Raw genomic sequence first — 11,502 nt, forward strand, 5'->3', positions numbered from 1 at the left:
CTCGAATGAAAAGAGGCGGAGGATGCGATCCCCCGCCTCTCTCATCAGTGCACCAGGAGACTAAGCGGCCAGAGATAGGCCTGACCGAGCACCAGGAAGCCGACAAGAACGGCCAGCGCGAGGCTGTGGAAGAACACGAAGCGCAGGATGGTGCCTTCGTGTCCGTACCATTTGGTTGCAGTTGATGCGACGACGATGCTCTGGGCGTCGATCATCTTGCCCATCACACCTCCAGAACTGTTGGCGGCCGCCATCAGCACCGGGTTCAGGCCCAGTTGCTGGGCGCTGATTTTTTGCAAGCCGCCGAACAGCACATTCGAGGACGTATCGGAGCCTGTGAGAGCAACGCCAAGCCAGCCGATGATCGCGCCGAAGAACGGGTAGAAAACGCCGGTCTTGGCCATGGCGAGGCCGAGCGTTGCGTCGGTGCCCGAGTACTTGGTCACGAAACCCAGCGCCAGCATGCAGGCAATCGTCAGCAACGAATAGCGGACGAGAGCCAAAGTCTTGCCGAACACCCTGATGAGGCCGAGCGGCGTGTAGCCAAGCAGAAAACCGGACACGAGTGCCGAGAGGAAGATGCCCGTACCGGCGGCCGACAGAATGTTGAATGCGTAGACCGCTCCCTCCGGAGTTAGCTTCGCCACGACCGGCGGCGCTTTCAGGATCAGATTGTGAAGCCCTTCGACCGGGAAGCGACCGATCCAGATGCCGTCAAGCCATGCTTTCACCTGGGGCGTGCCCCACGCGAACACAAACAGGGAGAGGACGATCCAAGGCATCCAGGCCCGAGCAACTGCGCCCGCCGAGGTCTTGTCAGCCTGATGTTCGTGTTCTTCTTCCTTTTGAGTTTTTCTGAATCTCTCAGGCATCTCTTTCAGAACGCGCTTGGGCTGCCAGACTTGCAGGAACGCCCACAGGCAGATCATCGACGAGATGGCTGCGATAACGTCGACCAGCCAGGGCCCGTGGAAGTTCGACACCAGATATTGAGGAACCGCGAATGAAACGCCAGCAACGAGAATGGCGGGCCAGACCTCAATCATCTTGCGGAAGCCGACGAACGCCCAGATCAGCCAGAACGGAACGATCAAAGAGAAGAACGGAAGCTGCCGACCGATCATGCCGGACAGCGCGTGCAGATCGAGACCCGTGACCGCAGCAAGCGCGATGACCGGCGTTCCCAATGCGCCGTAAGCAACAGGCGCTGTATTGGCAATAAGCGACAAACCCGAAGCAGCAAGCGGCGAGAAGCCAAGGCCGATGAGCATCGCCGCAGTCACGGCAACCGGCGTGCCAAACCCAGCCGCGCCTTCGAAAAACGCGCCAAGCGAAAATGCGATGAAGAGCAGTTGTAGCCGCCGGTCGTCGCTCAGGCTGCTGATCGAGCGCTGTAGAACCTCGAACTCGCCTTTTTCGTTGGTGAGCTGGTAGAGGAAGATGATGTTGAGCACCAGCCAGCCGATCGGAAGCACGCCAAACGCGGCCCCATAGGCGGCTGAAAGGCCCGCCAGCTTCACCGGCATGCCGAAACCGAAAACTGCGACAGCCAGCGCAGCCCCCAGCCCTAATATCGCGGCCCAATGCGCCTTGATCTCAAAAACGGCAATCGCGCCCAACAGCACGATGACCGGCAATGCTGCCACCGCCGTCGAAAGCCAAGGGTTGTTAAAGGGGTCGTAAACTTGGGTCCACGTCACAAAGGCCTCCTTGATGTTTCCTTGCAAAAGGGCTGCCGCTTTGGTCACGATCTTTAAATAATTTTCGGTTTGGTAAAATTAACTTACCATAAGTGTCAATAGGGAATTTATATAGACCATTGGCAGTAGAATTGGATCGCACTTGACCGGGGGGCTTATTCGGTCATAGTCGGTCGAATTCATTCGATCCGCCAATGAGATGGGGAGTGTCTTGAGAAACCTTGTGCGAGGACCAAAAGTCTCGGAAGCGATGGCCGCGCACATCGAAAAGCTCATTCTGGAAGGTGTGCTGCGGCCGGGCGAAAAACTTGCGCCAGAACGTGAGCTTTCCGAAAAACTCGATGTCTCGCGCCCAACGCTTCGCGAGGCGTTTGAGATTCTCGAAGGGCGCGGTTTGCTGGTCAGCAGCCGATCAGGAACCTTCGTTGCGCAATTCCTCACGCCGCTCTTCCAGCCCCTCGCGGCGCTGCTGCAAGACAAGCCACGGGTCACCGCCGATTACTTCGAATTCCGGAGCATTCAGGAAGCGCACGCGGCTCGATTTGCGGCCATGCGTGCCACCGACGTCGATCGTCAGGGAATCCAGCAATGCATGGAGCAAATGCAGAAGGCTCACCAGCTAGACGACCCGACGCAGGAAGGCGATGCGGATGTCGACCTTCATCTCTTGATCTATGAGGCAAGCCATAACGTCGTACTGCTACACATTATGCGTGCTCTCTCCGATCTTCTGCGCAACGACATTTTCTACAATCGCGCACAGCTCTACCTGCGGGAGGGCGTACGCAATCAGTTGCTCGAGCAACATCTCGCCATCGCGCGAGCCGTGATCGCAGGCAAAGCCAAGGATGCCGAAACCGCCGCAGCGCAACACATCCGCTTTACTTTTGAAACGGTAGAGGAGATTCGGCGCGACAGCTTGCGGCTGGAAACGTCACTCAGCCGCGTGAACCGCAGCGACTTCCTGGCATGACGATGAGCTGCTGCGGATTAAGCACGGCACGCACGACTGTTTTCCGGGAAACGAGGATTTCGGGCCGGAGACCGGCTGCCCAAATCAAGCACCTTGGCCCTCGACGGCTCTCCCTGGAGATTTAAACGCGAACAATGAAGCCCGCCAAATGCGGGTATTTCTGACAAGTTCAAGAAATCTCTCTCGTGTGCCGACACATTAAGAAGGAGTCGATTGGGGCTCCTAAGTCTCTAATATTTCAATGAGTACGATTTAAGAACGAGTCGGTCTTCTCTTTAAGAGTGAGTCGATTCGTACTGTTTCTACCTAAGACCGAGTCGGTTTCTACAACTGTTTGATATCGCTGATTTCAAGCGCATGCTGGAATCGACCATTATTTTTTTTCAAAGATCGTAGAACAGCCTGGAGCACGCCGTTCTTACCAATCTGCGAGCATGATCGCCTCAAAGGGAGACTTGGCAGGTCGAACGAACCCTGAATAAATAAAGGCAAGATCGCCTTCTGACAGTTTCAGTCAAGAATTCTCCGACGGAACCTCACTCCTATGCCGATAATCAACACGGAGATTTTTAAGAAGACTTTCACCACCACCCCAATTGAGATTTCTCCTCCGATCTATGGGCTTTGTCGTGAACTCAACCCGAACAATAAGCCCATTTGGGTGGCCACCAGGCCAGACCCAGATGCGATCGTCAGCGAATGTTTCGGCAACGTCGCAAGCAAAGTCGCACGCGGCGGTGGTTCATTACTTTTTGGATGGACCATCTGGGAATGGCCACGCGTATTTATCGAGGCCGAGCATCACGCCGTTTGGGAGAATAATGGTGAACTCCTTGACATTACACCTCACGCTTCTGGTGAGCGCCGCATTCTGTTTTTACCAGATCCCGGCCGTACGTACGATTTTGAAGACAAGAAGCGCATTATCAATGTGAAGCGAAGTTTGGGTACATTTGCGAGTGTAAATCGATGGATCGATACCAGTGACACTCTTCAACGGACGATGGAGGCCAACTCGGTCGGAAATGAAATCCGAATGAATCGCAGTCGGCTTAAAGCGCTCTGGGAGGATACCCGAAATGCCCAGGCGCAAATAATCGTAGATCTTGCCTCCAGCACGAAGGTCAACGCTCCCTGCTTTTGCGGCAGCGGAAAGAAATTCAAGAAATGCTGTGCGCCCCTCGTCGATCTCTCTCGGCACCGTTGAAACTTAGCTGACCCAATTTTGTCGCAGAACGGAGTTCCAAACCAGCGCCGTAGAGCGATGTCGCCGGGCAATAGCCTTTCAACCCAAAGGGATAACAGTTTGACCGAATTAGTAATTGGAGCCATCGTACTGACACTAGAGGAATCGCATATCCTAAGAGATATCAAGCTCCGTCAAGAGGAACTCCTTGGCGCGCATCATCTGGCTCATCGCAATGGTGAGCTAGTCTTGGAGATCATGGGGTCACTACTCAAACGAAATGCAATTCCCGAGATGCGGTTGAGATACTTTGAGGATCCAGCATTTCGTACCGGGCGCATTAAAGGCTCGCATCGAGCGCTCTTTGAACGGAACAAGACGATTGGCGATGATATTTATCGCCATCCGAACTTCCTCATACATCTCCGATATTTTCTCTCAGGTGCGGATCTTCCAAGCAACGTAGCCGATACGTTCTCCCAGAAGGCCAAATCCTATAGCCACGTTGGACCTAGCGACGCCTTGGAATTGGGTGGCTTGGCGCGGGACCTCTCACGGAAATTCGGGTTGTTAGTAGATACCGAAGCGACCGCCGAAGAGTTCTATAAGCTCTCTCTAGATTGCGGAATCTATCACCGTCATGCCGCTGCTATCCGGGATCGCGTAAGATCAATGAAATAACGCACGTCGAAATTTGGGCGAGAGGGAAAACTGAATGAACAGCAACGCATCTGTACACACCGCCAGACAGCGTAAATTCTAGCGGTCGAACCGATGTCTCACCGGTCAGAAGCGCGAAGCCGCCAGTACCGCGAGAACAATCAATAATGCGACCCAAATCCCGAAAACGCCTTCGGCATCAATTTTAATCCCCCAGAATCGAATTCCCAGCTTGGATCGTTTGGACATCGCGCAGTTCTCCATAAAATTTGAAAACTGCTGCTCGGGGGATTTCTTTTTGTCCCGATCTTCTGCCCGCTCGTCAACCAACAATTACCGGGCGTCCGGATTTTTCGTTGAAGCTGCCTTCAACCAGCCTTGAAGCACGTTTGAAACACCATTTGCCCCCGCCACCGTCCCCGGGATGCCTGATGCGTCGTTTTCTCATAGGTAGCCGGTAAAGTGATTCGCCTGGGACCGGGGAGTGTGAATTCGATCTTGATCGAGTGCCGTGCCCGTTGCAGAGAGCACTCCGGCGACCAGATGAGCGAAGCACCCCGCCGATGCATTAATTTGCACCGTTTATTCTCCACAATTTGTCGGCCCCGCTTACCAGATATCTTTTGGCGAAATCGAAATGGCCTTCTTGCGGTCTAGGTCGTCAACGAATTCGGTCCAAGCTGCCTTCCCCACCCGCAGCGAGCAGTAAGCGCCAGCCATCGCCGCGAAAGCCCTCAACACAAGCAAAAGATCATCGACAAACTCCAATAACTGGCTCGGCACGGAGGTGCCGTAAGCAAGGAAAATGGCATCGCGATAGTTCGCCTTTCCGCGATATCGAGAGGCCTGATGGAGAAAGCCAATACCGCGCCGAGCGTATGCTTCGTCGCGCAATTGACGCGCCGCTTTCGTCCGAAAATCAGAGACCTCCAACTCCCGAAATGCCGCAGCACCTCTCACTCGCTCATCGATATTCCATCGTTCCCATCCAGCGGTCCCGGAAAGATATTCCGCACAACAACCCCATGCTTCTTCCACAGCGGAGGGTTTATTGACCAACGAATGCTTGCCCCTTGACCAAACCGACGCAAGTTCTGCGTCGGCGGTGCTCGGAAGAACGCTGGACAAACAATCTGCAAACGGGTGTACCGACAGGTTCTTGGCCGGAAAACGATTTTGCCAATTTTTTGCGGTCTCCGCATGATTGTCCTGGAATGCGCCGTCCATTGCTGCGGTCATAGCAGACGCGGCACTGTAGACACCGTAGTACCACGCAACGATCGCCGTACGCGCGACATCAGCCTTATTGGCAGCGGACGTCAAAGCCTGCAGTGCTGCGATCTGATTCAGGACGAGAGCTTGGTGAACGATGGAATTTTCTCAATCGTTTGTGTCGGCACCAACGAATTGGCTCAGTTGTTCGCGGCCGACAAGGAATTGGCCGGACGCCTGGTCGATACGGTCGATTTCGGCGCGTTCAGCATCAAAGAGCGTGAGGAACGAGATTACTTCTTCAATTTCGTCGGGCTTCTAGAAACCGAGATGTGCGAGCGGGGCGTCATCGACAAGGAGATCGGCCTCCTGGACACCGTTGAAAGCCGTGCATGCGTCTACGATTTCGCCGGCGGCGTGATCGGCAGCGTCAGCAGGATCATGAAAACGGCCTTGGACCGAACGTTTAGCGATGGTCGTGGTTCGATCGAATGGGATGACATCTCCAGATCGATCCGTGCCCGGAACCATGCTTCGGAGGCGAGTGATGGCATCACCTATTTTGATCCCTTCCTCAAGGGACCGAAACGAGACACGCTTAGAATTCTCGCCGAAGAGGCAAGCGACGGATCATGACAATGACTCCGAAGCCAATCGCAGCGGGACGCTTGTCTGTTCTGTCGCCCAGCGAAGTGCGTCCCTTTGCGGTCAATCTCCCCTCCCCGGAGATTGACGAAAGTCTTCTCGGGTTTGTCACGCGATGCTTCAGCCGCACGCCTGCTAGGCAAACCGTACAGGCCCTCACGTTGGCGGGTATTGGAAAGCTTTCGCCGGAAAGCATTCCAACCACCCTCGTCAATTCTATGGAAATCTGGGGACTGTCTACACTTCTGCAGACGACCGAGAAAGAGATTGAAAAGCGCCTTTATCGTTCCGGAACGTTGAGCAATGGGAAAAGTGCCGCGATCGATTTCTTCGGCACGATGATCAGGTCGGCATATCGAATTCCGAATGTCCGGCGCGTATCGCCGCGAGCGTTGAAGAAATCACCACATCATCGGGCCGTCTGGGATCTGCGCATCTTCTCCTTCGATCCGGAAACCAAGGAAGCGCTTCTCGACAAATGTCCGGAATGTAAAAAACCACTGTCCTGGAATCGCGCATATGGAACGCATATGTGCGAATGGTGCCAAGACGAAGATGGATTCGCCCGGGTCGATCTCCGGGACTATCCGCAGCCATTGGTCGGGGTCGATGACGTCGAGGCACTGGATTTCCTTGTCGGATTGATCTCGCCGGATCCTGATGTTCGACGAGAGACGCTCCGAAAAGCCGACCAGGAGATGTGGTCTCTACAATCCTGTTCTGAAATATTTGAGACAATCGTCGCTTTTGCGTGCGCCCTCCTCATGAAGAGCGATGGCACACGTTCAACCACCCTTGAACGACCCAAAAGTCACGAATCCTATCAAAGATTCACGCCCGAAATCCTGGCGTCAGCTGCACGTGTCATACTGGATGGCAAGCGAGGGTTTGCAGTGCTTGCGGACAGAATTCGACGAGATGCGAAGGATCGCGTCGGATTCTACGGGGTAAAAAAGGAATTGTTGCCACTGTTTTGTATGAGCCTCGACCAGCACCTCAGCGAAGCAACGCGAAAAATCATCCGCAGTGCCATTCATGATGACATGAGCGGAGCCGAATCCAGCACCCTCACCCGCCGCAATGATTATGCGCGGGATGACGGGTACATGGGGTTGAAACCATTGTCGGCGAAAACCGGAGTCCCGCCGCGGGTGTTGGCTCGATTGGCAGATAGTGGCTTGGTGAAGGTCATCACGGCAACCGGTGCGAAACGAGCGCCGAAGTTGATGAACTACGATGAGGTCGCACCGTTAATCGATATCTATAACGATCGCATCCATCAGAAATTCGCGGCAGGTTGTCTCGGTATCGACGTCTCAGTCCTTCCTAGTCTGGAATCCCGCGAGCTGATCCATCGGATAGGAGGCCCGGCGACCGGGTTGTTCGAAAGCACGGACACCTATTTCCGGAATGGAGAGATCAAGGAATTGGCGGCGAAGATCGACGCTGCCATCCAACCACGCCCCGCCGGGGTGCAGCCTCTACGGCTGTCCAAAGCCGTAAAGCGTCTGGGGATGTCGCCCATTCCGTGGGGAGCAATCATTTCGGCCGTCGTATCCAGAAAGACGGAAATTCACCGCGTAGCGGGCGATAACAAGACGTGGAGGACCGGTTCCGGAACGTGCGATCTGCGTCAATTCATTGCAACAGTGCAATCCGAGGTTATTCCGGAAGACACGTCCGTCGCAGATAGATGGGTCGGCAATCGAACTGCCGCCGAAATGCTCCGCGTCAATGAAGCCACGATCAGCGCGCTGGCAAGCAGAGGCTTTCTAGATCGGTCCGGCCCGCACGCCCACACGCTGTATGACCGCGAGCAGATTGATGGCTTCTTCCGTCGGTACATTTTCATTCCGGAAATCGTCGAGAGAGCCAAGATCAGGCGATCGCGCGATGTTCGTCAGTGGCTGTCTGAAAGGGGCATCGAGGTCACACTTGAACTTGAGCCTAACAAGTACCTGGCCTTTGATCGAAACGCCGTGGATAGCATTATCGAGGAAAACTCGTTGGCAGAATGACACCATACTGAGGCTAAGCTCCGACCTCACATAAGTTCGACGCGTTCCGTTGTTTTGATCGTCAGCATCACTGGAGCAAGCTATGTAGGTCTGCGACTCCCAGAGTCGCCTCGGCGTCACGGCCTCGCTCTGTGATAATCGCATAGCGTTGATGAGGTGATGTCTTCCACAGCGACGCCAAGAACTCAGAGGTTACGGATCTTCGGCTCACCACAGGGGTGTTCGCCGACATCCTTGAGACGTCGCCAAGGCGCCAATCTCCTATGTCGAAAATGCCGTCATCAGCTTGGGAGCAGATCCAGTTTCCAACGGACGCTAGGGTAACCACCACACGATGGTTTTGCCCCAAAGATACGATAAATCCGTCCGTCGTGGCCGAAAGTTGCGTTAGAGCGGCTGCGAGCGGTGTTTCTTCGGGAAGCGAAACGAAGTTCCTCTTCGATTTCGCATAGACCACCTCGTCCTTGATTGCGGGATCGCTCCCTTCGCGTAGGACTCGATCAAGCGTGCTGTGATGCTTCATCCACTTGGATGTTGACCTGCATCCGTAGCCAACCAGTTTGACTAATTGGGAATGTGCGAGCGACAAATCCGTTGCAAAAATCGGCTCCAGATGCCCAATCCGGTTCCGGAGATTCCGGGACGTCTCGACGCCATCTGCAAGGGTGGCTACCTTGGCGTGAAAATCCAAATCATTTGGCAGATGTGGAAAGAAGCGCTCTACCCGGCCCCGCCACATCGATTCGACAAAACGCCCTTTCAAGAGCGCGGTCCAGAAACCAAAGGAGAGCGCGGCAACTATACGGTCAGTCTGCTGACGCCTAACCCCGAGGTCTCTCCGGGCAACGTCCAACCTTTCCTTTGTTTTTTCAGCAGCGACTCGGGCAAAATCAGGGTTGTTCGGCCAGTTGTTTCCCCACCTGTCGCAGAGGGCATAATGTATTCGGTTTCGAACGGTGATTTCGGTTACTTCCAACGGAAACCTGAGCGCCTTGGACAGACGCGCGTTCCACAGATACATCTTGAAGGCCCGCTCAGGATTATGGGCCGCAGCCGTCAAATACGTCGAAAGCCGTGGCTCCGATAAAGTAGTCGAAAGCGACTGAAAGCCGGTTTCGTGATATGGAAAATGTTCTTGACTTTCAGCCATCTGCGTCCTAGCGTCGATTTGTAATCACGGTGCTGCGTCGAGCAATCGAACGGCCGTGAATTTGATAGAACCCTGGGACAGGCACCTAATTATGGTGCCCCTCCCAGGGTTTCGTCGTTATAGGGGCTTATCTTCACAATCCAAGTCCGTTCCATCAGGCGTTAATCGGTGGAAATAGCCCCTGCCTCCGCACGCCTTTTTCACCCGAGAATACTTCGACCCGACCAAGCTTTTCGATACCTGACGGAGGATCGGAGTTCTCGATAACGATGAACTGACCAAGGTCGGATAGTGACGCCAAGTGTTCGTAAAATCGCCTGTCGAGTGAGGTTTCTCTCACGACGCGCTCGTCATCAGACAGCTCACCGTGTCGCTCGTTCATAATCGGCTTTCGGTAGGTCACAAGCGGAGAATCCAGAAAAACGAACCCTGGATGGGGCAACTTCTTTTGTCGGCAGTAGATGAGGATAGCCACCTTCAAGGCCGAGTGAAAAATCGCTTTAACGCCCTTGCCATTGCGGTTTCTAGGCCAGCCATTCACTTCGATATCGTCCGTGGCTGGATCCCAACGGACTGCTTCGACGTTGGGATATTCCCATTTCTCCAGAACATCGGTGACGATCATGCTCAAGTCATGTCCTATGTTGGAGGCGATCCCCATTTGAACATCGTCATTACGCTTAGTAGTCGTCTTCAACTTCCGGACTTCGTCCAATTGACGTACGAGCGCATCCCTCTGTGCAACGGCATTTGCTCGAATCCGCCATCCATCAAAACGAGACTGAAGCGCAAGGTATTCCTGCCGAAGCGACGCCTCTCGGGGAGTGATTTCGGTGATGCTGTTCTCTGTTTCCCGGATATCATCCGAAAATTTTTCTTCGCGAGCGCGAAGTCCCTCCAGCCTCGCCGACAGCGAGACGATTAGGTCGCGCAGGTCCTTGCTGTCCCTCTCAATCTTTTTAATCTCGACAACCGCAGCCTGATGCTGACGGACGAGGTCTTCCGGCTCGTGCGGGGCATGCTGATCACCGGGCGCCGCGCCACACAATGGACACGGCTGATCGTCGAACCGCCGCAGAAGAAAGCCTCCCTCCTCGATGGCTTGCAAACGGCGGATGTCGGACTGAAATATTTTTTCGAGATCTTTGTACCTGACGAGCGACGTTTCGAGTTCGCTTGATTCGGCACGCACCGCCTCGACACTATTCAGATTGGTCCGTCGCTCGCGCCGCAACTCGTCCAGCTTGACTTGATTTTCTCCGATAGCGTGCCCCAAGGATTCGAGCGCTTCTTCATCTTCCGCCGAGAATTCCGGGTTAGATCCCATTTTCTCAAGTTTCGATTCCGCATCCGCAAGCATGGCTTCGAGCAATTCGATTTTACCTGCTTTCGCCGCCCTTGCCTCCTTTGGTGTACGTACTCGCGCCACCGAGGCATCGTCTCGACCCGTGAGGATGAACCGCAGAACGTTTTTATCCACCCCTCGCTTCGGGCCGCCTTGTCTTAAGGGACTGTCATCTCCGAGCATTCGTCCCTCGTTCACAAGAACGTAAGGCATGAAGTGTCTGAATGAAAAACTTTCAGGTGTACCCGAAGCATCTGACGCAATCTTTGCCCCCGCAATTCCAAGGTGCGAGAGCAACCGCTCAGACAACGAACCTACGCCTTTTCTTCCCTTTCCATGGGTTTGATGCAGTGTTTCAGCATCTATCACCCCGATGCTGGCCTCGTCTGCGGCCCCCTCGTACCAGTCGATCCCACCTCCTCGCACGCTGCGTCTGATCGTGACCGGACTACCTGCTGGTTCGAGAACGAAAGACAGGAAGACGCTTTCGTAGTCCTGTGATTCCTTGACCCCTGGGAACGGATCGCCGCTGCCTAACACGAAATCGGTCGCTTTTAGGACGAACGATTTTCCAGCATTCGAGCCGCCGTAAAGCACGTTCAAGGACGAGCCG

At 54.5% G+C, this 11,502-nt stretch carries 10 protein-coding genes; 5 read left to right on the forward strand and 5 right to left on the reverse strand.

The features are described 5' to 3' along the window. Nucleotides 1-44: 44 nt before the first annotated feature. Nucleotides 45-1,700: an L-lactate permease gene (locus tag AFIC_RS12790; RefSeq protein ID WP_275248725.1), complete on the reverse strand. Its 1,656-nt coding sequence runs from the start codon at nucleotides 1,698-1,700 to the stop codon at nucleotides 45-47. A gap of 250 nt (nucleotides 1,701-1,950) precedes the next feature. Here AFIC_RS12790 and AFIC_RS12795 point away from each other — a divergent pair, with 250 nt between their 5' ends. The 3 genes from AFIC_RS12795 to AFIC_RS12805 all read left to right on the forward strand — a co-directional run bounded on the left by AFIC_RS12795 (nucleotide 1,951) and on the right by AFIC_RS12805 (nucleotide 4,540). Continuing rightward, the gene (locus AFIC_RS12795) at nucleotides 1,951-2,673 is read left to right on the forward strand and encodes an FCD domain-containing protein (RefSeq protein WP_275246616.1); all 723 of its coding nucleotides are present in this window, start codon (nucleotides 1,951-1,953) and stop codon (nucleotides 2,671-2,673) included. 544 nt (nucleotides 2,674-3,217) lie between these two features. Further along, entirely contained in the window at nucleotides 3,218-3,880 is a 663-nt protein-coding gene (locus AFIC_RS12800; RefSeq protein ID WP_275246617.1) for an SEC-C domain-containing protein, read from the forward strand. A gap of 99 nt (nucleotides 3,881-3,979) precedes the next feature. Next, nucleotides 3,980-4,540: a hypothetical protein gene (locus tag AFIC_RS12805; RefSeq protein ID WP_275246618.1), complete on the forward strand. Its 561-nt coding sequence runs from the start codon at nucleotides 3,980-3,982 to the stop codon at nucleotides 4,538-4,540. 105 nt (nucleotides 4,541-4,645) lie between these two features. Here AFIC_RS12805 and AFIC_RS12810 read toward each other — a convergent pair whose 3' ends face one another. Both AFIC_RS12810 and AFIC_RS12815 read right to left on the reverse strand, forming a co-directional pair. Next, a complete protein-coding gene (locus AFIC_RS12810; protein ID WP_275246619.1) occupies nucleotides 4,646-4,852 on the reverse strand; it encodes a hypothetical protein in 207 nt (68 codons plus the stop codon). Nucleotides 4,853-5,128: 276 nt separating this feature from the next. Further along, the gene (locus AFIC_RS12815; protein WP_275246620.1) at nucleotides 5,129-5,758 is read right to left on the reverse strand and encodes a hypothetical protein; all 630 of its coding nucleotides are present in this window, start codon (nucleotides 5,756-5,758) and stop codon (nucleotides 5,129-5,131) included. A 123-nt stretch (nucleotides 5,759-5,881) separates the two neighbouring features. Between AFIC_RS12815 and AFIC_RS12820 the strand changes: the two genes are divergently transcribed. Together AFIC_RS12820 and AFIC_RS12825 are read left to right on the forward strand one after the other, a co-directional pair. Beyond that, complete coding sequence (locus AFIC_RS12820; RefSeq protein ID WP_275246621.1) at nucleotides 5,882-6,367, forward strand: hypothetical protein; 486 nt, start codon at nucleotides 5,882-5,884, stop codon at nucleotides 6,365-6,367. Continuing rightward, on the forward strand, nucleotides 6,364-8,394 hold the full coding sequence (locus tag AFIC_RS12825; RefSeq protein ID WP_275246622.1) for a hypothetical protein: 2,031 nt from the start codon (nucleotides 6,364-6,366) through the stop codon (nucleotides 8,392-8,394). The genes AFIC_RS12820 and AFIC_RS12825 overlap by 4 nt, the downstream gene beginning before the upstream one ends. 67 nt (nucleotides 8,395-8,461) lie before the next feature. Here the strand turns inward: AFIC_RS12825 and AFIC_RS12830 are convergent, their stop codons facing one another. Together AFIC_RS12830 and AFIC_RS12835 are read right to left on the reverse strand one after the other, a co-directional pair. Further along, complete coding sequence (locus AFIC_RS12830) at nucleotides 8,462-9,544, reverse strand: hypothetical protein (protein WP_275246623.1); 1,083 nt, start codon at nucleotides 9,542-9,544, stop codon at nucleotides 8,462-8,464. Nucleotides 9,545-9,698: 154 nt separating this feature from the next. Next, on the reverse strand, nucleotides 9,699-11,492 hold the full coding sequence (locus AFIC_RS12835) for a hypothetical protein (RefSeq protein ID WP_275246624.1): 1,794 nt from the start codon (nucleotides 11,490-11,492) through the stop codon (nucleotides 9,699-9,701). Nucleotides 11,493-11,502: the final 10 nt, after the last annotated feature.

Source organism: [Pseudomonas] carboxydohydrogena (genome assembly GCF_029030725.1).
Classification (GTDB): domain Bacteria; phylum Pseudomonadota; class Alphaproteobacteria; order Rhizobiales; family Xanthobacteraceae; genus Afipia; species Afipia carboxydohydrogena.

Excerpts from the sequence above, each read along its gene's own strand:
- AFIC_RS12795 (WP_275246616.1), top strand. The coding sequence starts at position 1,951 with ATGGCCGCGCACATCGAAAAGCTCATTCTGGAAGGTGTGCTGCGGCCG.
- AFIC_RS12825 (WP_275246622.1), top strand. The coding sequence starts at position 6,364 with ATGACAATGACTCCGAAGCCAATCGCAGCGGGACGCTTGTCTGTTCTG.
- AFIC_RS12800 (WP_275246617.1), top strand. The coding sequence starts at position 3,218 with ATGCCGATAATCAACACGGAGATTTTTAAGAAGACTTTCACCACCACC.
- AFIC_RS12830 (WP_275246623.1), bottom strand. The coding sequence starts at position 9,544 with ATGGCTGAAAGTCAAGAACATTTTCCATATCACGAAACCGGCTTTCAG.
- AFIC_RS12815 (WP_275246620.1), bottom strand. The coding sequence starts at position 5,758 with ATGACCGCAGCAATGGACGGCGCATTCCAGGACAATCATGCGGAGACC.